General features: G+C 72.7%; 15 protein-coding genes. 8 read left to right on the top strand and 7 right to left on the bottom strand.

What is annotated here, in order from left to right:
• Positions 1-119: 119 nt before the first annotated feature.
• The 5 genes from ACPXB1_RS27135 (at position 120) to ACPXB1_RS27115 (ending at position 10077) form a co-directional block, all read left to right on the top strand.
• Positions 120-2597, top strand: coding sequence for a tetratricopeptide repeat protein (locus ACPXB1_RS27135; RefSeq protein ID WP_425735975.1), 2478 nt, complete (start codon positions 120-122; stop codon positions 2595-2597).
• A gap of 225 nt (positions 2598-2822) precedes the next feature.
• Entirely contained in the window at positions 2823-5447 is a 2625-nt protein-coding gene (locus tag ACPXB1_RS27130) for a fibronectin type III domain-containing protein (RefSeq protein ID WP_355594118.1), read from the top strand.
• A gap of 27 nt (positions 5448-5474) precedes the next feature.
• Positions 5475-6470, top strand: a complete 996-nt coding sequence (locus tag ACPXB1_RS27125; RefSeq protein WP_355594116.1) for an AAA family ATPase — start codon at positions 5475-5477, stop codon at positions 6468-6470.
• Between the two features lie 14 nt (positions 6471-6484).
• Positions 6485-7681 (top strand): DUF58 domain-containing protein, encoded by a 1197-nt coding sequence (locus ACPXB1_RS27120; protein WP_425735974.1) that lies wholly within the window; start codon positions 6485-6487, stop codon positions 7679-7681.
• Positions 7657-10077 (top strand): DUF3488 and transglutaminase-like domain-containing protein, encoded by a 2421-nt coding sequence (locus ACPXB1_RS27115; protein WP_425735973.1) that lies wholly within the window; start codon positions 7657-7659, stop codon positions 10075-10077. The genes ACPXB1_RS27120 and ACPXB1_RS27115 overlap by 25 nt, the downstream gene beginning before the upstream one ends.
• A gap of 215 nt (positions 10078-10292) precedes the next feature.
• Here the strand turns inward: ACPXB1_RS27115 and ACPXB1_RS27110 are convergent, their stop codons facing one another.
• Entirely contained in the window at positions 10293-11084 is a 792-nt protein-coding gene (locus tag ACPXB1_RS27110; RefSeq protein WP_355631551.1) for an SDR family oxidoreductase, read from the bottom strand.
• The gene (locus ACPXB1_RS27105; protein ID WP_355631562.1) at positions 11081-12064 is read right to left on the bottom strand and encodes an LLM class F420-dependent oxidoreductase; all 984 of its coding nucleotides are present in this window, start codon (positions 12062-12064) and stop codon (positions 11081-11083) included. The genes ACPXB1_RS27110 and ACPXB1_RS27105 overlap by 4 nt, the downstream gene beginning before the upstream one ends.
• 171 nt (positions 12065-12235) lie before the next feature.
• On the opposite strand from ACPXB1_RS27105, the gene ACPXB1_RS27100 reads away from it, so the two are divergent.
• On the top strand, positions 12236-13099 hold the full coding sequence (locus ACPXB1_RS27100; protein WP_355631554.1) for a DUF1028 domain-containing protein: 864 nt from the start codon (positions 12236-12238) through the stop codon (positions 13097-13099).
• 12 nt (positions 13100-13111) lie between these two features.
• On the opposite strand, the gene ACPXB1_RS27095 is transcribed toward ACPXB1_RS27100, so the two are convergent.
• Complete coding sequence (locus ACPXB1_RS27095) at positions 13112-13999, bottom strand: phosphatase PAP2 family protein (protein WP_355594104.1); 888 nt, start codon at positions 13997-13999, stop codon at positions 13112-13114.
• Between the two features lie 161 nt (positions 14000-14160).
• Between ACPXB1_RS27095 and ACPXB1_RS27090 the strand changes: the two genes are divergently transcribed.
• Positions 14161-14901: a DUF3159 domain-containing protein gene (locus tag ACPXB1_RS27090; protein WP_355594280.1), complete on the top strand. Its 741-nt coding sequence runs from the start codon at positions 14161-14163 to the stop codon at positions 14899-14901.
• Positions 14902-15241: 340 nt separating this feature from the next.
• On the opposite strand, the gene ACPXB1_RS27085 is transcribed toward ACPXB1_RS27090, so the two are convergent.
• Positions 15242-18148, bottom strand: a complete 2907-nt coding sequence (locus ACPXB1_RS27085; protein WP_355594102.1) for a glycoside hydrolase family 48 protein — start codon at positions 18146-18148, stop codon at positions 15242-15244.
• A gap of 841 nt (positions 18149-18989) precedes the next feature.
• Here ACPXB1_RS27085 and ACPXB1_RS27080 point away from each other — a divergent pair.
• A complete protein-coding gene (locus ACPXB1_RS27080) occupies positions 18990-20333 on the top strand; it encodes a GH1 family beta-glucosidase (RefSeq protein ID WP_355594100.1) in 1344 nt (447 codons plus the stop codon).
• Between the two features lie 77 nt (positions 20334-20410).
• On the opposite strand, the gene ACPXB1_RS27075 is transcribed toward ACPXB1_RS27080, so the two are convergent.
• From ACPXB1_RS27075 to ACPXB1_RS27065, 3 genes are all read right to left on the bottom strand, one after another.
• Positions 20411-20833, bottom strand: coding sequence for a roadblock/LC7 domain-containing protein (locus ACPXB1_RS27075; RefSeq protein ID WP_053652618.1), 423 nt, complete (start codon positions 20831-20833; stop codon positions 20411-20413).
• Positions 20830-23376, bottom strand: coding sequence for a sensor histidine kinase (locus ACPXB1_RS27070; RefSeq protein ID WP_355631556.1), 2547 nt, complete (start codon positions 23374-23376; stop codon positions 20830-20832). The genes ACPXB1_RS27075 and ACPXB1_RS27070 overlap by 4 nt, the downstream gene beginning before the upstream one ends.
• Before the next feature lie 99 nt (positions 23377-23475).
• Complete coding sequence (locus ACPXB1_RS27065; protein WP_425735972.1) at positions 23476-24888, bottom strand: FGGY family carbohydrate kinase; 1413 nt, start codon at positions 24886-24888, stop codon at positions 23476-23478.
• Positions 24889-25020: the final 132 nt, after the last annotated feature.

The raw sequence follows: 25020 nt of genomic DNA, 5'->3' as shown, positions 1-25020 counted from the left end.
CCAGCGGCTTCCTCCCGGCCTTCTCGACGCTGGTCAGATCGGTTCGCCAACGGTCAACAAAGCCGTGTCGGAGGCGCGTCCGGGTAGCGTCGGCGGCTCTGTGCCGGCAGCATTGCCACGTGTCCCATCCCTCTCCCCTGGCTGCCGTCCAACGTCGGGCTCTCGCCCTGCGCACCGCGGGCGACCTCATCTCGGCCCGGCAGTTGCTCGCGGAGGTCGTCGAGTCCGCCCGTCCGCCGTACGGCACGGATCACCCCGAGATGCTGCACACGGCGCACCTGCTTGCCCGTTTGCACCGCGAGTCGGACGACCCGCTCGCCGCCCGCCGGGTCCTGGAGGAGGCGTTCGCGGCGGGTGAGCGACGCTGGGATCATGGCGAGCCGACGATGCTCGCGCTGGCCCTGGAGCTGGCCGAGGTCGCCGAGGAGTTGGGCAACCGGCACGAGGCCCGCCGTAACTACACCCGTGTCGCCACCGCGGGGCCCGCCGTGCTCGGGGAGCACCACCCGGCGGTACGCGCCGCCCGCCACTACCTCGGCGCGGCCAGCCCCAGCACCGGCGGTCCGGCCCATCCCGTCTCGGCCCCGCCCAGCCCCGACCCGGTCCGGCCGCACGTCACACCGCCGACGCCCACCTCGGCACCGACCCCGACCACGACGCCGACGTACACCCCGGCCCCGGCAAGCGTCGTCGACTCCGGCACCCGCACGGCGTTGTCCGGCCCGACGCTCTCGCTGGCGACCCTGGCCGCTATGCGCCCGGCGGCCGACGGCTCTCCACCACCCACGTCGGCCTGGGCGCCCGTGCCGCTGACGCCTCCGCAGGATCCTCCGGCGGTACGCACGCCCGTCGCCCCTGCACCGCCAACCGTCAGTGAGGATCAGCCAGCGCCGGCTTCCTCTGCCCGACCCGCCCCGCCCGAATCCGACACCCGGCCCGCGCCGACGGCTGCCGCACCGGTCCCACCGCCGCGTACGCCTTCCACACCCGCAGTGCCTTCCCCGCCGCCGACGCCAACCCTGTCCCCCGCTACCTCGAATCCTGCGGCGTCAGCCGTGGCTGTCCCGCCCAGCCCCACGCACCCGGCGCCGCCACGCCAGCGGTCCGCACAGCAGCAACTGCCACCGGCGACGGCCCCTGCCGAGGATCAGCCGCAACAGCAGCCGACGGCCGTACCGCCGCGCCAGCGGTCCGGGAACCAGCCGACCCACCCTGACGCCGAAACGCCGACGGCACGGCTGCCGGCCGCACCACCTCCTCCGCCGCCGCCGACGGTCACCCCGCGATGGGACAACCCGACGATTCAGGTACGCCAGATCGAACCGCTCCTGGCCGAGGAGGCAGCCCGGGTGGCAGCCTCCCGCTCTGGTGGGTCCGGTAGCGCCGTCGGCAGTTCGGGGCCGGACCCGGCGGGCAGCGGCTCGGCGGTCAGCAGCGCGATGGACGGGTCCGCCGTGAGCCAGGCGGTTCCCGCCATGCCTCCTCGACCCGTCTCGGCACCTGCCGCAGATTCCCGCTCGATCTCCGGCCCGCCCGACCACACGAACCCCACGTCCGCACCACCAGCGCACGCCCACCCGGTGTCCGGACCGCCCGGACACCAGCCCGTGTCTACGCCACCCGGATACACCCACCCGACGTCCGGACCGCCTGGACATACCCACCCCGTGTCCGGGCCGCCGGTCAGCGCGCAGCCGTGGGGGCTTGGTGCCTCGGCCTGGAACAGCAGCGCGCCGCCGCAACCAACGCCCGTCAGCGCGCCGCCCGCTGCGGACCCGGACGCGACAGTGGTTCGCGGCGAGATCACGTCGGGCGCCAGGCACCAGGACAGGTACGGGCCTGAGCCGGGCAGCGCCTCCGCGCCGACGGAGGTCTTCCCGACAGTCCAGCCGGCGACCGGGGCCGGGGCGTTGTCGCCGCACCCCGTCCCGTCGCCTCGCCGCGAGGCGGCGACGCCGGCCTGGGCGCCGCGCTCCGATGCAGGCCCGACCTCCGACCAACAGGCACACCAGCGGGGGTACGCGCACCAGCCGTACCCGCCGGCACCGGCTCCCCACGCGGTGCCGGGCCAGTACCCGACCCGCCAGCCGTACCCGGGCGAGCAGTACCACCAGGGCCAGCGGTATTCCCAGCCGTACGCCCAGGATGGCGACACGTGGGGACGTCACCGCGGGGCGCTGATCGCCGCGGCGGTAGCGGTCGGGGTAGCCGTGGTGGCCGCGGTCGGGCTTGGCGTCGTGCTGCTGAACCGCGACGATGCGCCGCCGCCTTCCGGGGCCGCTACGACGACGGCGGCCCCGACGGCGGCCGGGCCTGCACCGGGTGATCTGAAGCTGCGGGACGACTCGGCCACGATAACGCTGACCTGGACGGATCCGTCGGGAGGCGCGGTGCCGTTCATGGTGGCCGGCGGTCGGACAGGGCAGGCGCTGGGGGTGCTGGCCACTGTGGATCCGGGTCGGACTAGCTACACGGTTAGCGGTCTCAGTTCGCGAGTGGACTACTGCTTCACGGTGCTGGCTGTCTACTCCACTGACAGCTTTGCGACTTCCGGGCAGGTATGCACCGAGCGGGACCGGTCCACCCCGCCTACCTGAGCGGCACCCGCATCCGCGCCGTGGGGCGTGGCGGGGTCGGAACAGCCGCGATCGCAGCCGTCGTCAGGCTGAGCTGGGCGTCCACAACGCACACGCTCGGTATCCACAGGGGTGACGGTGCGGGTTCCCCCGCCAGCGGCCGGGCCATATGATGGCACCCGGCTCTGGGGAGGGGTCGCCGCGAGGCGGACGCCACCTGCCATGACTCAGGAGAGGCAGCCGGCTGTGGCCAGCATCGACGACGCCGAGCAGACCGACGCCCCCCGTTCCCGCTCCCGTCTGCGGGGTGGGCTGGTGACTGTCGGCACGGTGACCGCGCTGCTGGCCGCCATGGGGCTGACCGTCCTCGGGTTGGGTGCGGCGGACAACGCGGTGGCCAACTATGACGCGAGTTCCTGGCTGTGGAGCGCGGCGCGCAGCGAGCTGGCCCGCGTCAACGGGGTGACGGCCCGGGTGGATACGCGTACCGAGCTTCCTGGTGCCCGTCGGCATCCGATGCAGGTCACCCAGACCGATCGGCTGTTGATCCTGCGTGATCTTCAGACCGGGCAGGTCAGCTCACTGGATCTGGCCACCCTGCAACTCACCGCGACCACACCGACCACCCCTGGCCTGGGTGTGAGCGTCGCCCTGCACGAGGACGCGGCGTTCATCGTCGACGCGGTGCAGGGTGTCGTGCGTCAGCTCGACCCACGGTCGTTGAGCCCTGTCGGTGAGCCGGTGCGGTATCCCCCGGGCATCACCGGCGGCGCGTTCGACGGTAAGGGTCGGCTCTGGATCGCGGTGCCCAGCGAGGGCACCGTCTCGGCTGTCACCGCCGCGAAGCTGCCGTCGGCGCCGGCTTCGGCCGCGCCCGCCAACGGCGGGCTCAGCCCGGAGCGGGTCGAGACGTACGACGTGGCCGAGGCCAGTCACGAGCTCGTGGTCTCCACCCTGGACGACGGGGTTGCGGTGCTGGACCGTACGGCAGGGCGGCTGGTGCGGGTGCAGCGCGGTGAGGTCCGGCGGACGCCGTTGACGCTGCCCGGTCCGGCGGCGCTGCCGGCGCGCACCTCGGGGCCGCGCGTGCCGGTGACGGTGCCCGCGGAGCGGCGGGTGCTCGTGGTGGGTGACGCCGGTGCGGAGCAGTCGTTCACGGTGCCGGGCGGCGGCGACCGGCTGAGCCCGGCGGTGGCCTGGGCGGACCGGTTCTACTGCGCGGACGAGGCCACCGGCACGATCTACTCGTTCGACGCGGGCGGTCAACTGGTCGGCACCGTGCAGGGCAAGACGCCCGGGCCGCTGGAGCTTGAGGTGCGGGAGAACCACCTCTTCATCAACTCGCCCGACTCGGCGACCGCCCGGGTGGTGGACGACAAGCACCAGATGCGCGAGGTCGACAAGTACGCCAACGACGTGCTGGGTGGTGACCCTCCGCCGGCTCCCCCGCCGCCGCCTCCGCCGAAGAAGCCGCAGGTGGGCAAGCCGAGCGCGCCGCGCAGCGTCACCGCCGCCGCCGGCAACGCCCAGGTCCGGGTGAGCTGGCGGCCGGCCGCCGCGAACGGCGCCGAGATCATCAGGTACGTGGTGGAGGGCGCCGGTCAGCGCCTCCAGGTGGGTGCCAACCAGCGTTCGGTGGAGGTCAAGGGCCTGACCAACGGCGAGACGTACCGGTTCGCGGTGCATGCCGTGAACGCCAAGGGCAACGGTCCGGCGCGAAACAGCAACCCGGTGACGCCGACGGCCGCGGTGCCCGACCCGCCGGCGAGCGTCACCGCGCAGGAGCGGCCGGACGGCACGGTGCTGGTCAAGTGGCCGGCCGCGAACGGGCAGGGCAACAAGATCGCCAAGTACGCGGTGACGGCCAGTTCGGCGGGGACGAACGCGCCGGCCGGTGAGTCGACGAAGACGGAACTGGTGGTGCCCGCCGGGGATCTGGAGTTCGGCACGCAGTACGCGTTCACCGTGGTGGCGGTGAACGACAAGGGTGCCGGCTCGGCGGCGTCGCCGGTGAGCAACACAGTGGTGCCGTACGCGGCGCCCGGCCGGCCGCTGGACCTGCGCGCTGCAACTGTCGCCGACCAGCCGGGTGCGGTAACTGTGCAGTGGTCGCCGGCGGACGCGAACGGCCGCGCGGTGACGAAGTACCTGGTGGACGTCGGCGGCAAGACCCGCGAGGTGACCGAAACCCGCGCGACGGTCACCGGTCTGGGCGACGGTCAGAACGTCGCGGTGAAGGTGAAGGCCGTCAACGAAGCGGGTCCTGGCCCGGAGGCGACGGCCACGGCCCGGACTGTCGCAGTGCCCCGGGTCACGGTGACCGGCTCGTCGGCGACCGCCACGTCGGCGACTGTGACGTTCACAGTGGACGCTGGTGGCGGGAAGGCCACCTGCTCGGTGAGTACGCCGGGTGAGCCGGCCAAGGCGGGCGCGTGTTCCAGCATCACGATGTCGGGGTTGACGCCGGGTACGGCGTACACGTTCACGGTGACCGCGAGCAACGCGGCAGGCAAGAACACCGCGACGAGGGCACAGCGGACCGACGCGCTGTACGGCATCGCGACCTGCCGCAACGGCGCCTCCGGGCCGGAGTCGACCTACTGCGATAAGGACGTCGACGGCCGCAACGGAAATGAGATCTTCTCGGTTCCCCGGCAGGACAACGACAAGCAGGTGGGCTGGGCGAAGCCGGGCAAGCGACTCCAGGCGTACTGCAAGAAGTCCGGCGAAGAGGTGTACGCCTACATCTACAACAACGACAAGCGCAGCACCTGGTGGGTGCAGGTTGACTACGAGGGGAAGAACTACATTCCCTGGGCCTGGCTCAACCTTGAGGGCGGCGACAACATCAACGTCCTGCCCACCTGCTAGACCTGCCATGCAAGGAGCACAGCGACCGTGAACACCCACGAGCCGCTCACCCAGCCGGAGGTGCAGGGTTTCGCCGCCCTGGCCGCCCGGCTGGCCGAGAACGTCAACGCGGTGGTGCTCGGCAAGCCGCAGGTCGTCCGGCTGGCGTTGACAGCGCTGTTCGCCCAGGGCCATGTGCTCCTGGAGGACGTACCTGGAGTCGGCAAGACGACGCTGGCGCGGGCCATCGCCGCGACGGTGAAGGGCGAGTGGCGGCGGATCCAGTTCACCCCCGACCTGCTCCCCTCGGACGTGTCCGGTGTGACGATCTTCAACCAGGCGAGCAGGGACTTCGAGTTCCATCCGGGGCCGGTCTTCGCCAACATCGTCATCGCCGACGAGATCAACCGGGCGTCGCCGAAGACCCAGTCGGCGCTGCTTGAGGTGATGGAGGAACGCACCGTCACCGTGGACGGTGTGCGGCATCCGGTGCCGGCGCCCTTCCTGGTGGTGGCGACCCAGAACCCGGTGGAGATGGACGGCACCTACCGGCTGCCGGAGGCGCAACTGGACCGGTTCCTGGTGAAGCTATCCGTCGGATACCCCGACGAGGCGGTCGAGGTGGAGGTGCTGCGCGGTGCGACAGTACGCTCCCCCGAGGCGCTCGCCCCGGTCACCGACACCGCCACCGTCGGGGAGATGGTCCGGATGGCCCGACGGGTGCACATCGCGGAGCCGCTCTACGCGTACGCGGTCCGGCTTGCCGCCGCCACCCGCACCCATCCGCAGGTACGCGTCGGGGTGAGCCCCCGGGGCGTGATCGCGTTGACGCGCGCGGCGTGCGCGTACGCGCTCATCGACGGTCGAGGGTGGATCATGCCGGAGGACCTGAAGACGCTCGCCGAGCCGGTATTCGCGCACCGGCTGCTGCTCACCCCGGACGCCCAGGTACGCGGGATGACCGCCCCGGAGGTGCTGCGCCAGGCCATCGCCTCGGTGCCGGTGCCGCTGCCGTCGGGGCAGCCCGCCCCGGTGCAGGGCTGACCGGCAGCAGCGTCATGGGGATCACCGCCCGCGGGGTCGGGCTGCTCGTCGCCGCCGTCGTCCTGCTCGGCGTGGGCTTCCGGTTCGCGTACCCCGAGTTGACGGTGTTGGGCGCGGCAGCCGGCGCGGCCGTCGGCTACGCGGCGCTGACAGCGGCCTGGCGGCCCCGGCTGCTGGTGACCCGCCGGGCCGATCCGGACCGGGTGGCGCGCGGCGAGCCGGCCAGCATGACGTTGACCGTCCGCAACGGTGGGCGACTGCGTTCGGCGAACCTGCTGGCCGAGGACCGGTGCGGCGACCGGTCGGTGCCGGTGCCGCTGCTGCGGTTGCGACCCGGGCGGGACACCGAGGTCCGCTACGACGTGCCGACGCACCGCCGTGGGGTGGTGCCGGTGGGGCCGCTGCGGGTCACCAGGCGCGACCCGCTGGGGCTGGTGGCGCTGGCCCGCCCGTACGGCGGGACGACGCCGGTCTGGGTGCACCCTCGGATCCACCCGCTGACGGCGGTGCCCACCGGCGCGGGGCGCAGCCTCGACGGCCGGGTGGACGGGGTGCCACACGGGTCGATCACGTTCAACTCGTTGCGGGAGTACGTGGTCGGTGACGAGTTGCGGCGGGTGCACTGGCGCACCAGCGCCCGGGTCGGCGAGCTGATGGTCCGCGAGAACGTCGACACCAGCCTGCCCCGCCTTGTCGTACTCCTGGACAACCGCGCAGTGGCGCACCCGGATCGGGTGGACGGGGTGGCCGAGTCGTTCGAGGCGGCGTGCGAGGCGGCGGCGTCGCTCGTCACGGCGGCGCTTCACGCGGACCTGCCGGTGCTGCTGCTCCTGGTCGGCCCGGAGACGGACGGCACGGAGTCGATCAGCCGGGAGGCGACCGGCCCGGAGACGGTCGAGCCGCGCAGGTCAGCTGGGCCGCTGGACCGGCTCGCCGCCGCCGAGTTGTCCGGCGACGGCGACGCGCTGCGGGCGACAACCACCCGACTGCGCCAGGACCGGCTCGGCGACACGTTGATCTTCCTGACCGGTCCGGCCGGTCGGGGCGAGCTGGGGCATGTCGGGGCGCTGCGCGGCGCGTACCCGTCGGTGGTGGTGGGGGTTTTCGGCGCGGCCGAGCCGACGCCGGCGGGCGCTACGGGCCTTGTGGTGATCGACGCGGCGGACGGCGCGGGGTTCGCCGCCGAGTGGGACGGGGTGCGCCGGTGGTGACGGACGTCGGCCGGCAGCGGCAGAGCGGCCCGAGCATCGGCGGCCCGGCCTCGCCGCCGGACGGCTCGGCATCCCGGGGCGTCGGCACTGTCGTGCGGGCGCTGCGGGCGGCCGTCGTGCCGTTGGCGCTGATCGGGCTCACGGCGCTCGCCGGGCTGGTGCTCGGCCGGGTCTACGCGGGTGATCTGCTGACCTGGCTTGTCGTCGGCGCGGCGGCGGGATCGGTGCTGGTGAGCGTTGCCGCTCGGCGGCTGCCGTCCTGGCTCGTCGCGCCGGTGTCGGTGGCCGCGATGGCCGGTTGGACGCTCTGGTCGCTGCGGCTGGCCGCCGCCCACGCCAACCTGCCCGGCGACCTGTTGACGGTGAGCGCGGACGCGGCGCGCAACGGCATCCCCCGGCTGCTCACCGCGATGATTCCGGTGGAGCCCACCCCGGACACGGTGCTGGTCCCGGTGGTGGCGGCCTGGCTGGCCGGCCTTGCCGGCGCGGAGGTGGCCTTGCGCACCGGCCGTGTGCTGCTGGGTTATCTGCCTGCGGCGGGCCTCTACGCCGCCGCCCTCTACGTGGTCGGTCCGAACGCCGAGCCGGCGATCGGCGCGACGCTCGCGTTCGTCGCTGTCGCGGCGGTCGGCCTGGCAGCACCGTCGGGCCCGCCGCCGGCCGCCGGCGATCCGGTAGCCGGCCTTCCCCGAGGGGTACGCGCAGCGGTGCGGCTCCGGTTGACGGCCACGGCTGCGCTCGGTGTGGCGCTTGTGGTCGGGCTTGTCGCGCTGCTCAGCCCGATGATCGCAGGGCAGGTCGACGGGCGGCCAGTGGATCCGCGCCGGTACGTGGAGCCTCCGCAGGTGGAGACCCTCGACGAGAACCCCCTGATCCGGATCTCCGGTTGGGCGCTGCACCCGGAGCAGAAGCTCCTCGACGTGAGCACGGTCCGTGACGGCACGCCGCCCGGCGGCAGCTTGCCGAACCCGGACGGCACCGCACCGGATGGCGACGCCGACGAGGCAGCTGGCGGCCCGGACGCCTCCGGCGGCAGCGTGCGGATCCGGTTGGCGGTGCTCAGCGACTACGACGGGGTGACGTGGCGGGTCGGCGCGACGTACCGCAACGCGGGCCGGATCCTGCCGGCCACGGCACCGGCGCGGGACAGCACTGTGGAGACCATCCGACAGGACATCACAGTCGCCGAGCTGAGCGGCGGGTTGCTGCCGGCCGTGGCGACGCCCCGGGAGGTAAGCGGCGCGCGGGTGGCGTACGACCCGGAGACCGGGACGCTGATCCGGCCGGAAGGGCTGACGCCGGGGTTGCGGTACACGGTGACGTCGGCCCGGGAACGCCCGGACAACAACCTGCTGGCAACGGCGAACGTGCCGGCCGGCGAGGAGGTGGCCCGGGTGCTGCGGGTCGCCGACGGGGCACCCGACCCGCTGCGGCGGCTGGCCACGCAGCTCGCCGAGGACAACGGCGCCCCGTACGCGCGGGCCACGGCGATCGAGCAGTTCCTCGCCGAGCACTACCGGGTGGCGGCGGACGCGCCGAGCGGTCACGCGTACCCGAATCTGGGTTTCTTTCTTTTCGGACCGCGCAACGGCGGCGGGCAGGAGGGCACCTCGGAGCAGTTCGCTGCGGCGTTCGCGGTGCTCGGGCGGCTCTGCGGGCTGCCGACCCGGGTGGTGGTGGGCTTCGAGTCCAGCGGGCAGGGGCCGGTACGGGCCGGCGACGCGTACGCCTGGCCGGAGGTGCTGTTCGACGGTCTGGGATGGGTGTCGTTCGACCCGCTGCCCCGCCCGGACAACGAGCCGAGACCAGTGGAGGAGGATTTCCGTCCGACGCCGGATGACCCGCCCCCCTCGGAGGCGCCGGCGCCCACTGTCGAGCCGACCGCGTCGCCGGAGCCGGTGAACGCCGCCGAAGGGCCGGACGGGTCCGGCGTGTCCACCCCGGTGCTTGTCGCCGGTGGCAGCGGTGGCCTGCTGCTACTGGTCGGTGCCGTGCTGCTCGCCCTGTTGGCGATGCGCCGCTCGCTGACCCGCGCCCGGCTCGGCAGGGGTGACCCCGGTGAGCGCATCGCCGGCGCCTGGCGGGAGGTCACCGACGCGCTTCAGCTGGCCGGGCGGCCGGTCGGCGACGACCTGGCGGCGACCGAGGTGGCCGGGCGGGCCCGGCAGGCGCTGCTCGACGCCCGCGTCGACCGGTCCGACGGGAGTGTTCCCGGGGTCGACGACCTGGCCGCCCTGCTCAACCAGGTGGCTTTCGCGCCCGGTGCCGCCACCGCCGCCCAGGCCGATCGTGCCGGTGCGGTGGCCACCGCCTACGTGGACGGGTTGCGGGCCGCCCGCCCCTGGTGGCGACGGCTGCTCTGGTCCATCCATCCCGGCCCGCTGCGCCGCCGCTGACCGGCCTGTCAGCGGCCAGAAATCCGGCACGATGTTGCCCGCCAAGCCGCCCCAGGCCCGGCCGAGCCAGACCAAGCGGGGCCGAGCCGAACGGGGCCGAGCCGAACGGGGCCGAGCCGGGCGGGGCCGGGCGGGGCCGAGCGGGGCCGGGCGGGGCCGGGCCGAGCGGGGCCGGGCCGCGCCCGGCAGGTGTGAGCAGGCCCGGCCGTGCCAGGTCAGGCGGTCAGGCGGCGGACGAGCTTGCGGAGGCCGGCCTGCCAGCCGTCCGGGTCCTCGGCGCGGCGGCGCGCGTAGTCGGCGACCTCCGGGTGCGGCAGGATCAGGAACCGCTCCTCGGCGAGCCCGGCGATTGCCGCGTCGGCGACCTGGTCGGGGGTGAGGACCGCGCCGGACGCCTCGATCACGCGGGCGCCCAGGTGGCCCTCGCGGATGCCGTCGGCGAGCATCGGGGTGTCCACGCCCTGCGGGCAGAGGGCGCTGACCCGGATGCCCCGATCCCGGTAGGTGATGGACAGCCACTCGGCGAAGCCCACCGAGGCGTGCTTCGTGGCGGTGTACGCGGCGTCGCCGACTGCGGTCAGCACTCCCGCCGCCGAGCAGGTGTGCAGCAGGTGCCCGCCGCCCCGGGCGAGCATCCCGGGCAGCACGGCGCGTGCCGAGTAGACGTGGGCGAGGACGTTCACCCGCCACGCCCGGTCCCAGCCGGCGTCGTCGACCTCCACTCCCCCGCCGGTGGTCACGCCCGCGTTGGCGCAGAACAGGTCGATGCGGCCGAAGCGTCGTTCGGTGTCGTCGACCACGGCGCGGACCTGCTCCTCGTCGGTGACGTCGAGGCCTGCGGCGTGGGCGACCGGGCCGATGCTCTCGGCCACCGCTCGGGCGGCGTCGGCGTCCAGGTCGGCGATGACGACGGCCGCGGCGCCCTCGGCGGCGAACCGGCGGGACAGCGCGGCTCCGATGCCCCCGGCGCCGCCGGTGACGACAACGATCCGGTCGGTGAGGTTCACGCGGACGCTCCCGAGGGCTCGGTGCCCAGTTGGGCGATGAGGGTGGTCAACGCGGCGGCACCCCCGGCGGTCACCTCGGGCGTGGGCAGCAGGGCGATGATTGGTACTTCCACTCCGGCGTCGGCGTAGCGGCGCACCTGGGCGCGGCAGTGCTCGGGTGAGCCGTGCAGCACCAGCGCGTCGACCACCTCGTCGGGCACCGCCGCGCTGGCCCCGCGCCGGTCACCGGCGGCCCACGCGTCCCACATCGGCGCCAGCGTCTTGTCGCGGCCGAGCCAGCGGTGGAACTCGGCGTACGCGGGGACCGTGAGATAGCTGGTGATCAGCCGCCGGCCGAGCGTACGGGCGTAGGTGGCGTCGTCGGTGGGGCAGACGAAGATGCGGGCGGCGACCTCGAAGCCGGGGCGGCGTTCGCCCAGCTCGGCGAGGGCGCGGGGCACGTCGTCGGCGCTGAGCCAGTTGAGGATGACTCCGTCGGCCTCGGCGCCGGCCAGCCGGAGCATCCCGGGGCGCAGCGCGGCGAGCACGATGGGCGGCGGTACGGCCGGCGGCCGTTCGAGGGTGAACCGGCGCACTGTGAAGGTGTCGTAGACCTCGTCGACGGTTTCCCCGCGCAGTGCGGCGCGCAGGAAACGCAGGACGTCGCGGGTACGCCGGAACGGCTCGTCGAACCGCACCGCGTTCCAGTCCCGCACGAGCACCGGCGAGGACGCGCCGATGCCGAGCGAGAACCGGCCCGGTGCGGCCTCGGCGAGCGCCGAGGCGCTCATCGCGAGCAGCCCGGGGCCCCGGGTGAAGACCGGGGTGATCGCGGTGCCCAGCCGCAGGCGGGGCTGCCAGGCCGCCGCGAGCGCCAGCGGGGTGAACGCGTCGGCGCCGGCGACCTCGGAGGACCAGACGTCTGTGAATCCGGCGCGGTCGAGCGTCGCGTAGACGGCCGCGTGGTCGGCAAGCGGAACTCCGCTCAACGGCACTGTCATGCCCCATCGATTCGTCACCGATCGATCGTGCCCGCTGACCGGGCCCGCGAGCAAGATCCCCGTCCTGGGCAGAATCGCCGGTCCCGCCTGCGCGGCGGTCGCGTCGGGCGCCCTGGTCGCGGCATCCGCGCGGGCCGATGTGCTGTCGGCAGGGCAGGCTAATCTCGGCTGGTGACCTTCTCCCTCGTCGCCCGCTCCGCCGACGGCCGCCTGCACGGCGTGGTCGTGGCCAGCAAGTTCCTGGCGGCCGGGGCGCTCGTGCCGGCCGCGGAGGCCGAGATCGGCGCGCTTGCCACCCAGGCGCACGTCAATCTCGCCTACCGGCCGCAGGGGTTGGCCCTGCTGCGCACCGGGGTTGCCGCCGCAGACGTGGTGGCCGGTCTGGTCGCCGCCGACGGCGACCGCGCGCACCGCCAGCTCGGTGTGGTGGGGGCCACCGGTCCGGGCGCGACCTGGACGGGCCCGGCCTGTCATCCGTGGGCCGGCGGCCGCACCGGCGACGGCTGGGCCGCGCAGGGCAACATCCTCGCCGGTCCGGAGGTCGTCGACGCGTTGGCCGACGCGTGGCTCGCCGGGTCGGCGCTGCCGTTCGCCGATCGGCTCGTGGCCGCGCTGCGCGCCGGTGACGAGGCCGGCGGTGATCGGCGCGGCCGGCAGAGCGCCGGTCTGCTCGTGGTCGAGCGCGGCGGTGGGTACGCCGGCACCAGCGACGTGCTTGTCGACCTGCGGGTGGACGACCATCCGGACCCGGTGACCGAGCTGGAGAGGCTGCTCGCCGTGCACACACTGCTGTTCAGCAGGCCCGACCCGGCGACCCTGCTCGACCTGAGCGGCGCGGTCGCCGAAGAGGTGGCGACGCTGCTCGCCGCGCTGGGTCATCAGGTGGCCGCCGAAGACCCGGAGGAGGCGTTGTTCTCCTGGGCCGCTCTGGAAAACCTGGAGGAGCGGCTGGTGCCGGGGCGCATCGACCCGGTGGTGCTGACGCACCTGCGCAGCGTCGCACCGCACGTGCCCGCGCCCCGACAGGCGAGCTGACCCCCGGCCGGCTCAGCCCTTGACGCGGGGCACCAGCCGGTGCACGACGGTGAGCACCAGCGCCATGACCACCGCCATCGTGCCGGCGATGCCTGCGGCGCTGCCCGCGTACGCGACGAAGAGGGGTCGGCGGCTCAGCTCGGTCGGCCAGGTGTCGCGAAGGCCAACCAGCCACGCCAGGGCGAGCCCGCAGACGATAAGCGCCAGCACGCCGGCCACGCCGAGCACCGCGCTGGCGACCCGGTGCGCGTCGCCGGGGGCGACCTCGGCCTGCTCCCGCTGGGTGATCAGCAGCACCAGCCCGGCCAGCGCAGCCCAGACACCCACCACCAGGTACGCGGCGACGGCGTCACTGGGTCGGTGCCATCCGGCCGAAAGGGTGGCGACCCCGGCGGCAGCGGCGTAGGCCGCGCCGATGAACGCGCCGGCGGCCCGTACCTTCCGGGGCAGGACGAGCATCAGCGCGACCGCCACCGAGGCTGCCACTGCGGTGTGCCCACTGGGGAGGCTGTTGCCCACCCCGGCGCGCTCCGGGTCGACGCCGTAGTCCGGGCGGGCCAGCCCGTACTTGAGCAGTTGGGTGGAGACGTTCGCGCCGGCGATGAGCAGGGTTGCGGTGACGGCAAGGGCGATGCGGCCCCGGATGAGCGCGATGAAGCCGATCATCGCGGTGGCGGCAAGCAGGGACACCACCGACATCGCGTTGAGGAGTCGGTCCACTGGACCGTCGATGCGATCCTGACCGATCTGGTTACCGGTGAGGGCGACAGTGTCGACCCACTGGCCGATCCCGGTGTGTACGGCCACCCGCCAGACGGCGAGGAAGGCGGCCGCCTGAACGAGGGCCAGTACGACCAACCAGACCGCGGTCCAACCCCTTGCCGTCGCGCGCATCCGCACACCGTAGCGGCAGGAGCGGGCCGGTCGGCTGGTGGCCCACCGCCTGTCGACGGTTAGGTTGAAGCGGGGTGGAGGAGGTTGCTGTGGACGGCACACCGGAGCGGAAGTCCGGCCAGGTCAGCCCCGCCTCGGAGCGGCGGGAGGCGGAGCCCGGCGGGCAGGTGCGCGCCGAGTCGTTGGCGGATCTGCTGGGCGGCCGGCGCGGAGCCATCGACGCCACGCTTCCTCCGGTGGCGTTCGCGGCGGGCTGGCTGATCGGCGGCGAGTCGCTGTGGGCAGGGGTCGGAGCGGCGCTGGCCGTCGGCGCGGCGGTGGCGGGCGTACGGCTGCGGCGGGGTGACCGCCCACGTTCGGTGCTGATCGGCCTGCTCGCGGTGTGCGTCGCGGCGCTCGTCGCGGTCCGTACCGGCCGGGCCGAGAACTTCTTCCTGATCCAGTTGCTGTCGAACGCGGCGAGCGCGTTGGCCTGGGCGGTGAGCATCGTGGTGCGGTGGCCGCTGCTCGGGGTGGTGGTCGGCACGGCGTTGGGTCAGCGCGGCCGGTGGCGGCGCGATCCGGTGCTGCTGCGCGGGTACGGCAGGGCCAGTTGGGTGTGGACGGCCACCTATGTGCTGCGGGTGGCGGTGTTCGTTCCGCTGTACCTGGGCGGGCAGGTGCTCGCGCTCGTTGTGGCCCGCGTCGCGTTGACCTGGCCGCTCGTGGCGGCGGCGCTGGCGGTGAGTTGGGTGGTGCTGCGCCGGTCGCTGCCGGCCGGGCACCCGGGTCTGCGGCATCCGGTCCTGGCCGACACTGTCACCGGGGCACCTGAGGCGCCGAGCGGCATCCCGGCCCACCTACCGGAGCCGGGACAAGGACCCGAGCCGGGACAAGCGCCGGAGCCGGGGCAACCGCCGGGGCGGTGACACCCGCCGGAGGCGGCTGACCGGCGGCGGGCGGCGGCGCTCGCCGGGCAGAAAAGTGGAGAGGCCGCCACGGGGGGAGCGGCCTCTCCGGTCAGGTACGTTACTCCGTCGTGGTCGTCGGCGTGATCCCACGTCAGCCAGAATTTCTGGGCTTTTTCGCGACTGTCTCCACTCCGGGCGGTGGGGTGGGCCGGTCGACCCGCTGCGTTGGCCGGATGACCGGCCCACCCCGGCCTGACCGTGGGTGTCAGGCCGTTCCGCCGGCCGGGTTCCTCAGTTCCCCCGAACCCGGCCGAACCCCGGGGTGGGCGGGGGCACGCTCGCCCACCCCGGGTCGTTGTCAGCCGTTCGGGAACAGCTTCCCGTAATCGGCGTACGCCATGGCCACGTCGGCCTGCGCCCAGAAACGGTGGTAGTTGAAGCTGGGCTCCGGACCACCGTCCAGGTACGCCTGGACCTTGGGCCAGTCCGGGTCGTTCTTGTAGAAGGACCGGATGTCGAGGAAGCTCTTGCCGGCGGCGATGGCGTCGCCGTTCGGCATCTTCCCGGTCCAGCCCGGCGGGACGTAGAGGCCCTGCCCGGTGGACGCGTCGTAGGTGTCGTCGAAGCGCCGGTAGTCGCCACGCTTCTCGGTGGTGGAGACACCCTTGGCGTCACTGGCCGCGGAGAGGGCGTCGAGCAGCCCCTTGGCGGTGTCCTTGGCCGCCACGTTGCCGGACTTGGCCGCGTACGCGATGAGGGTCCGGGCGTAGGCGGCGGCGACGCCGACGTCCTGGCCCTTGACGGTGACCTCGACGTGCAGGTTGGTGTTGGGCTGCGGGTTGCTCGGGTTCCAGGTGGTCGGCTGGCCGGTCCACTTCATGTCCGACGGGATCGACCAGTTGGTGCCGACAGTGGTGTTGGCGATCGCCCACGGCACCCACTTGTCCAGCAGGGCCTTGGCCTTCGCGTTGCCGGTCTGGAGGTACAGCTCCGCGATCCGCTGCATCGACCAGGCCTGCATGCCGAACCACTGGTTGGACGGCGGGTCGTTGTAGACCGGGTCGACGTCGTAGAACATGCCGTAGAAGGTGCTGGTGCCGGCCGGCGGCTGGGCGTAGCTACCGTCCCAGCTGTTGGTGGCGCCACCGGCGATGCCGCCCTCGGCGGACTGGAGCCAGGTGTAGAACTCCAGCTGCCGCTCGAAGCTCTTGGTCCAGTCGTCGACAGCTGTCGACGACTGCGGCTTGAGCTCCGGGGTGTTTGTCAGCGCCCAGGCCGCGAACGGGTTCTGGTAGCCGAAGTGGTTGTGGCTGGAGCCGATCCGCCAGGACCAGTTCTGGCTGGCGTCGTACGCGCCGCCCCAGGCGTAGTACCAGGAGAGCAGGTAGTGCGCCGACTCCCGGCCGGTGCCCGCGGGACAGGTGCTGGCACCGACGCAGTTGCCGATCTTCTTGAAGTACTTGTCGAACATCGCGTACCGCAGGTAGTCGCCCATCTTGGCGGCCTTGGCAACGGTGGCGGCGACGTCGGCCTGCTTGTTCTGCTCCTTGGCCCAGGTCAGCGCCCAGTACGCGGCCTGCACGGCGCGGGCGTCGGCGTCCGGGGCGTTCGTGTACTTCCACTGCTTGGCGGGGGCGCCGGAGTCCTTGACGAACAGGTCGAGGTAGCCGTACTGGCCGCCGTGCTTGAAGGTGTCGCAGGACGGCTGCGGGATGGTCTCCCACACCGACTCCTGCGTGCCGCGCTGGAAGGTGTTGATGTACGCCGGCTTGGTGGTGCCGTCACCGCAGTGGCCGAAGCCGTAGGTGTTGTCGACGTCCATCAGCCAGTGCATGCCGTAGATGTCGCCGGTGCCGTAGGTGGACTGCAGCTCCGCGCGGAGCGGGTCCTGTCCGACCGGGACGTTCGGGTTCAGCGCCGAGGGGTACTGGCTGGGCAGGTTGTATTCCGCGGCGTACTGCGGAGTGCCCGCGGAGCCCGCGGTCGGCTGGTCGGCGTGCGTGGGGATGATGTACTTCTCCATCACCGTCCAGGCGTTGTTGAACGGTGCCCAGTTCTGGGTGACCTGACCGTAGTAGGCCTCCAGCCAGAGCCAGAAGCTGAACGCCTCCGAGGTGGTCTCGTGCCCGTGGTCGGGCGCCTCGACGATGAGCGTCTCCACCGAGTGGTACGGCACGCCCTCGGGGCTGAAGTAGCCCGAGTTCTTGATCTTGCCGTACTGCTCGAGGAACTTCTTGATGTAGGCGTTGTCGCCGCCCGGGGTGTCGTTGTCGATCTCGGTGGCGGCGACCGCCAGCGAGGCGATTCCGGTGGCGGAGGCGGTGATGGTGGCGCTACCGCCGACGGTGTCGGCGTCCTCCGCCGCGGCGACCGTGACGGTGACACCGGTGTTCCAGTTGGACGGAGTCAGCGTGACGGTGGCCGGCGTGACAGTGATGTCGGTGTCGCCGGTGCGGGTGAGGGTGACCGGCACGTTCGCCGTCGGCGCGGCGCTGAGCTTGAGGTTGAAGGTGCTGGTGCCACCCTCGTTGACGCTCACCGCGGACGGAGTGGCGACGAGCGTCGGCCCGGTCGCGGCCCCGACGGTGAACGCCTTCTCGGCGACTCCGATGCCATTGGCGTTGTCGTACGCCTTGGCCTGGACGGTGTAGCTGCCGGCCGGCAGGTCCTCCTGCGTGTACGCGTACGGCGCGGTGGTGTCGGTGTTGATCAGCAGGCCGTTGCGGTAGAACTCGACCTTGCTGATGGTGCCGTCCGGGTCGCTGGCGGTGGCGGTCAGCGGCACGTCGGCCGGCGCGGTGAACGGCCCGGCGGGCAGGTCGAGGGAGACCGTCGGCGGCTGGTTGGCCGGGGTGCCGTTGCACGGGGTGCCGTTGAGGGTGAACGAGGTCGGCTTCGGGTTGCTGCCCGTGTGGGAGCCGTTGAAACCGATGGTGGTGGAGGCCCCGGTGCCGAGGTTGCCGTTGTACGACTCGTTTGTCGCGGTGACCTCGCTGCCGGACTGGCTGAACCTCGCCGACCACCCCTGGGTGACCCGCTGGCCGCTGTTCGGGAAGGTCCACTTGAGCGTCCAGTTGCTGATCGGATCGCCCAGGTTCTTGATGGTGACGTTGGCGGTGAAGCCGGTGTTCCAGTCGTTCGTCGCATAGACCACGTCGCAGGCCGGTGCGGCCTGCGCGGCACCGGCCGGCAGGGTCACCCCGCCGACGGCGAGCGCGGCGGCGGCGAGGATCGCCACTCGGCGGCGTCGTGCCAGTTGTCTCATGTGCGCGGTGTCTCCTCGGACCAGGCCGGGACGGACCCGGCGGGGCGCCTGCCCGCGAGTGTGGTGGTGTGCGGGGGATTCGAGGCGCCGGAATGGTGGTCGCCCCGGGCCCGGCCGGGGTGCGGCGGTGCGGCCAGGCGGGAGGGGGTCCCGCCGGCTGCGATCGGGTGCCGCGACCGGCGGTGATACTGCCGGCTGCCCTCGGCGGACCCCACGCCACGCGATCTGGCTCTGTCGCGTTGAATCGACAGTGTGCCATGGAAGCGCTCCCACAGCAAGCGCAGAGGGGCCCGGATCAGACACTTGTTTCGATCTCGTTTTGGGTCTTTCACAAAGGCGTGACGGGCGTTACAGTCGCAACATCGGTCGATGGGAGCGCTTCCATCGACAAAGGTTCCAACTAGAAGATCACCGAGGTTGTCCTCGCGACGACTTCGGGGAACCAGCCCGAAGGCTGACGGCGGGCCAGCCCGGACGCCGCCGTCAGCCATCGTCCCATCACTGGGAGGGAGGTGGAACCAGAGCCACTCGCGTGGCCCGGCTCCCGCGCGACACGCACGGCAGGACCCAAATTCCGCCCGTGCGTGTGCAGTTACGGTGGGGACGGGGGTTGCCCTCCCCCGTCCCCACACACTAAACCCCCGTACACGATGGGAAAAGAGGCCGACGGACAGGCGCGACGCGCCGCCCGGTCGGCCTCGTTCGCTGTCCGGGGCCCCCACCCGCCTCGACCCGGTAGCCCGAGCCGCCAAGCGGTCGGCTGACTGGGCGGGGCGTTCCTGACCTATCCTGGGAGCGCTCCCGAATCTCGGCGGTGGCCCCGTACCCACGAGGAGAATCCATGTCGATACCCACCGGGCCCACCGGCCCGCTGCGCTTCCCCAGCGACTTCGGCTGGGGTGCCGCCACCTCCGCGTACCAGATCGAGGGCGCCACCAAGGAGGACGGCCGCGGCGAATCGGTCTGGGACACGTTCAGCCGCGTCCCCGGGCGCACCCGAAACGGCGACACCGGCGACGTGTCCGCCGACCACTACCACCGGTACGTCGAAGACCTCGACCTGATGCGTGACCTGGGGCTGCGCAGCTACCGCTTCTCCATCTCCTGGCCGCGCATCCAGCCCGACGGCACCGGTGCGCCCAACCAGCGCGGACTGGACTTCTACCGGAGGCTGATCGACGGCCTGCACGAGCGTGGCATCGAGCCGATGGCGACCCTCTTCCACTGGGACCTGCCGCAGGCGTTGCAGGACGCCGACGGCTGGGAGTCCCGCGACACCGCCCACCGCTTCGCCGACTACGCCGACGCCGTCTTCTCCGCCCTCGGCGACCGGGTGTCCGTCTGGCTCACCATCAACGAACCCAAGACCGTTGTGCAGAACGGCTACCTCATCGGCCACCACGCGCCCGGCCGGCAGGACCCGGACGCCGCCTACCTCGTCGCCCACCACCTGCAACTCGCCCACGGTCTCGCGGTACGCGCGCTGCGCGCCGCCAACAGCACCAGCCGGATCGGCCCCGCGCTCAACCTGCACCCCTGCTACCCCGCCGACGACTCGCCTGAGGCGGCCGCCGCCTCCCATCTCTACGACGGCTACGAGAACCGCCTCTACCTCGACTCCCTGCTCAAGGGCAGCTACCCGCAGGACGTGCTTGCCGACCTGGGCTCGCGCAGCCGGATGGTCCGCGGCATCCGCGACGGCGACCTGGCGGTGATCTCCTCGCCGGTCGACCTGCTCGCCGTGCAGTACTACACGCCGATCTACGTCACCGCCGACGGCCGCAGCGAGCAGCGCTGGCCAACCTCCGAGGCCGAATGGCAGCAGATCTACCCCGACGGGATGTACGACATGCTGACCCGGGTCACCCGCGACTACGGTCCGATCCCGCTCACGGTCACCGAGAACGGCCTGCCCACTCCCGACACCCTGGGTACCGACGGCACCGTCGACGACGCCGGCCGGATCACGTTCCTGCGCGACCACCTGGCCGCCGCGCACCGCGCCATCGCCGCCGGCGTGCCGCTGGAGAGCTTCCACGTCTGGTCACTGCTCGACAACTTCGAGTGGGCCGAGGGCTACGACCAGCGCTGGGGTCTGGTCTATGTGGACTACCCGACCCAGCGCCGCGTACTCAAGCGCAGCGCCCACTGGTACCGCTCCGTGATCGCCGAGGGCGGTTTCTGAACGGGGCGCCCGGACAGCCGGGCCCGGACGGCTCGGCTCCCGTGAGCCGGTGACCGTCCGGGTCACGCCCGGACCCCTCAGCGAGGCAACGCCTGCTGCAACTCCGCCCGTAGCGCCGGGGTGAGCATCTCCCCCGCCTGCTTCGCGAGCCGCGCCATCTCGTAGCCCACCACGCCGATGTCCGCGTCGCCCGCGGCCAGCGTGGCCAGGATCGAGCCGTCACGCACCTGCATCACCAGGAAGTAGCCACGGCCCATCTCGACCACCGTCTGCTTGACGATGTCGCCGTCGAACATCTGCGCGGCACCGGCAGTGATGCTCATCAACCCCGAGGTCACCGCGGCGAGCTTGTCGGCGTGGTCCCGCGGCAGGTGATCGGAGATCGCGACCAGCAGCCCGTCCGAGGACACCACCACCGCGTGCGCCACACCGGGCACCCGCTCCGCGAACGCGCTCACCAGCCAGCTCAGATCCCGCGCCTCCTGGCTCAACGTCGTCACTGTCGTCGTCCCCCTTCGTCGTGCCCCCACGAGGATGACACGGGTATCTCGGTGGTGTCCTCGGCCTCCGCACGCCGTACCCCGCTGTAGAGCCGGGAAAGCATGCCCCCCACCGCCGCCGGATCCGGATCGACACGTGTCGGCGTCGAGTCCGGCTGCGCCGGGCGGGTGACAGCGGAAAGCTGCGCCATCGGCACCCGTACCGGCAGGCCCCGTTCGTTCGTGCCCGCAGTCACCGGCGTCGCGGGCGGCATGGCCGGGCCGGTGACCGCCGGGCCGGCCGGCCCCTCACGGGACCACCACCCGCTGCCGTCGGACGCACCGGCCGGCGCGACCGGCGGGGCCAGCACATCCTCGGCGCGCACCGGCACCGGGCGGGCCTGCCGCGGCACGGCAGCCACCGGCGGACGACCGGCGAACGGCAACTCCATCGGCGCGGCGGCTGGCGCTGCCGCTCGGGAAGCCCTGGCCATCCGCTGCGCTCCGATGCCGCGCGCCGCGCCAGCCGCCAGCATCCGGGCCGGCATCGGCGGATCCAGCTCCACAGTGCCCGCCGGAGCCAGCAGGGAGGCGGGCAGCATCAGCCGGGCGACAAGGCCGCCGCCGTGCCCATCGTCGAGCCGCACGAGTACGCCCAGCCGGGCGGCCAGGTGACTGACCACGAACAGGCCCATCCGCTCGACCGTCGCGACGTTGGCAGCCGGTGGACTCGCCAGCACCGCGTTCGCCTCGGCGAGCGCGGCCGGCGTCATGCCGAGACCGTTGTCGGTGATGTCGATCTGCACTGCCGACGCCTCGACGCGGGCGGTCACCACGACTGCCGTGTCCGGGCGGGAGAACGCTGTCGCGTTCTCCAGCAACTCGGCGAGCATGTGCACCAGGTCGCCCACCGCGTGCCCGACCACGTTGACGTCGCCCGCCGGTTCCAGGCGGATTCGCTGGTACTGCTCGATCTCGGCGGCGGCGGCAAGCAGCACGCTGCCGAGACCGACCGGGCGGTTCCGCCGGCGGGTGGATTCCGAGCCGGCCAGCACCAGCAGGCTCTCGTCGTTGCGGCGCATCCGGGCGGCCAGGTGGTCGAGCTTGAACAGGTTCTCCAACTGGTCCGGGTCGCTCTCCTCGCGCTCCAGATCGTCAAGCAGCTCCAGTTGGCGCTCCACAAGCACCTGGCTGCGTCGGGCCAGGTTGACGAACATGCTGTTGACGGTGCGGCGCATCCGCGCCTGCTCGACGGCGACGGTGACCGCGCTGCGGTGCACAGCTACGAACGCCTCGGCCAGCTCGCCGATCTCGTCGAGCGAACGCACCACCGGCGGCGCGACGTCGATGTCGGTCACCCCGCCGTTCACCGTCCGCAGCCGGTCCAGCGCGTCCGGCAGCTCGATCTGCGCGATCCGCAGCGCCTGACCGCGCAACAAGCGCATCGACCGGGCAACCGACCGGCCGACGAGCAGCGAGATGAGCAGGGCGGCCAGCAGCACCGTGACGATCCCACCGACGACGAACAGGGTGTCCCGCAGCTGGCTGGAACTGACATCGTCGGCCTGCCGCACGGCGTCGTCGAGCACCCCCGCTTCGAGCTGACGCAGCAACTCCTGACGCTGCTGGCTCGCCGACCACCACTGCTCCGAGGGCAGCACCGCCGGGGTCGCCTCACCGGAGGGCAGGCTGCGCTCCTCCAACTGGGTGGCGACCTGGAACATCGGGTTCACCGAAGCCGTGTCGTACCGGCGGATCTGGTCGATGGTGGCGGCCACCCGGAACGCCCCCAGCGCGGTGAGCTGCTGGGCGCGCAGGTCGGAGAGCAGAACCCGGTCCTCGGTGCCGTACCGGCCGGCGCGGGAGGCGGCATAGAGCTGGGCGCGGATCCGGGAGGACAGCTCCTTGACCCGGGCCAGCTGGACGTAGCGCAGCACGGCGTCGCTCAACGCCGGTCGTTCCTGACCTGGCGTCGGCTCGTCAAGCAGATCGAGCAGCGCGTCGACGGCCCGGTGGTAGTTGCTCAGGATGGTGTCGTTGCTCAACACCGCAGGCGGCACAGCCACCCGGATGTCGACCACCTTGTCGTACGCCTCCAACGCCTCGGAGTAGGCGACCCGCCAGGACGCGTCGGCGTTGGCGAGCGGCCTGGCGGCCCGGCGCAGGTCGTCGACGGCCCGGTCGGTGGCCGACTGCAACGGCCTCAGGGCACTGGCCGCGGCCTGCCGGTCACCACCCCGGCGCAGCTCGCCCAGCTCACCCGCCGAGCGGTCGCGCTCCTGCTGGAGGTGATGCACCACTGCGGTGATCTGCCGGCCGATGCCGACCTGCCGGGCGAAGTCGTTCAGCTCGGTCGTCCGCCCGACGAGCGCGCTGGTCTGCACGCTTGCCAGCACCAGGAACGCCACCGACGGCACCACCAGGACGGTGGCCAGCTTGGTGCTCATCCGCCAGTCGCGCAGCCGGAACGGCGAGCGGCGCCGATGCGGAACGACCCGGACGTCGAAGCGACGCCGACGATGGTTCGACACCGAACCGTTCGTCGGATCGGGACCTGCCGCCACCCTGCATCCTCCGTCCTGCCGCGTCCACCGCGACCCGGGGAGCGCAGTCCATCCAACCAGGCCCGGAAGCCCTGTCAACGGTCCGGTCAGACCGAAAGTTCAGGAAGAATACTGCTGGTGCGGCCGACCTGTCGTCGTCGGTGGAACCGGCTCATCCGTCCGGCCGATGTCGGCGAGGTCGGCCGCGTCGCAGCAGCGGCCCATCGCCACCAGGGCCGCACCTGTGGCACCGACCTCCGGGTTGCGTTGGTGCGACACCGGTCGCGGCGCGAGCGTGGAGGCGAACGCCTGACGCCACCACACCGAGGCGGCCACCGCGCCACCGCCGAGCACCACGTCGACAGGACTGTCGATGGTGGATTCCAGCACCGCGAGGTCGTCGGCGACCAGCCCACAGAGCCCCTGCATGAGACCGGCCAGGATGTCCACGGCCGTGGTGCCGAAGCTCAACCCGCGCAGCTCGCCCGTGCCCGCCGGCGCGGTCCCGGGCGCCCGGTCACCGCCGAAGCGGGGATCCGCCGGCCGGCCACCACCGGGCGGCACCAGCGCCAACGCCGCGTCAAGTTCGTCGGCCGCCGGCAACCGCAGCTCCCGCTGAGCCCAGGCGAACAGGTTGCCGCCGCTGGAGTACGCAGCCCCCGTCACCACATGCTCGTGGTCGACCCGGTAACGCCAGAGCCGTTCGGGCAGCCGGGGCATCGGCTCGCCGGCCGGGATCCGCTGCATCAGGCGTACGGCGGCGGAGGTGCCGACCGTGATCGCGGCCCGACTCGGGTCGACGCAGCCCGACCCCACGTTGGACGCCCCGCCGTCGCCGACCGGCGGCGCCCAGCGCGCCTGCGCCAACTGGGGCCAGCGTCGCGCCCAGTCGGACCGGAGCCGACCGTGCCAGTTCAGCTCCCACAGCGGTGGCAGCTCACCGGGACGCGTCCCGGCCAGCGCCAGCGCCTCCTCGTCCCAGCGCAGGCTGCCCAGGTCCAGCAGGCCGGTGCCGGACGCCTGGGAGATCGACATGGGGGCCGCCTCCAGCAGCTCACCCAGGACGTACTCGGGCAGGCCGACGAAACGGGCGATCGAGGTGCCGGACTGCGCTCGCAGCCAGGGCAGGCGCATCGACCAGTAGGAGCGGTGCCACCAGCAGCCGGTGCGCTGGTGGAAGTCGTCCGGGTCGACCGGACCCGCCGCGCCCTCGGCCGCCGTGGGCCGGGTGTCCAGCCAGGTCACCACCGGGCCGAGCGGAGCGCCGTCGTGGCCCAGCGGGAGCACCGAGTGCCACTGCGCGGAGATCGCCACCAGGCCGATGTCCCGCAGGTGTCCCGACTCGGCCAACTCGTCCAGGCACTCGACGAGCAGCGTGCGGTAGTCGGGCCCGGACAGCGTGCCGGTGCCGTCGTCGCCGATGGCGAGATTGACCTTCCGTCGGGCCAGCACGCCGGGCAGCGGCCGAGCGTCACCGCTCAGCACCAGCCCGCGCACCGAGGATGTGCCCAGGTCGAGCGCGAGAATGTTCATCGCCGGTCAAGTTACCCGGTACCGGCCGGACAGCAACGGCGGTCACGCCGGGCACACCCGTACACCCGAACAGGTTCCGGACCCGAGCACGGACGCGTAGGGTGGTCGCATGCTCGCGCACCTGACCTGCTG

The organism is Micromonospora sp. DT68 (assembly GCF_049847245.1).
GTDB classification, from domain to species: domain Bacteria; phylum Actinomycetota; class Actinomycetes; order Mycobacteriales; family Micromonosporaceae; genus Micromonospora; species Micromonospora profundi.
The sequence above is the reverse complement of the archived record's forward strand: the minus strand, read 5'-3'. Positions and strand labels throughout refer to the sequence as shown.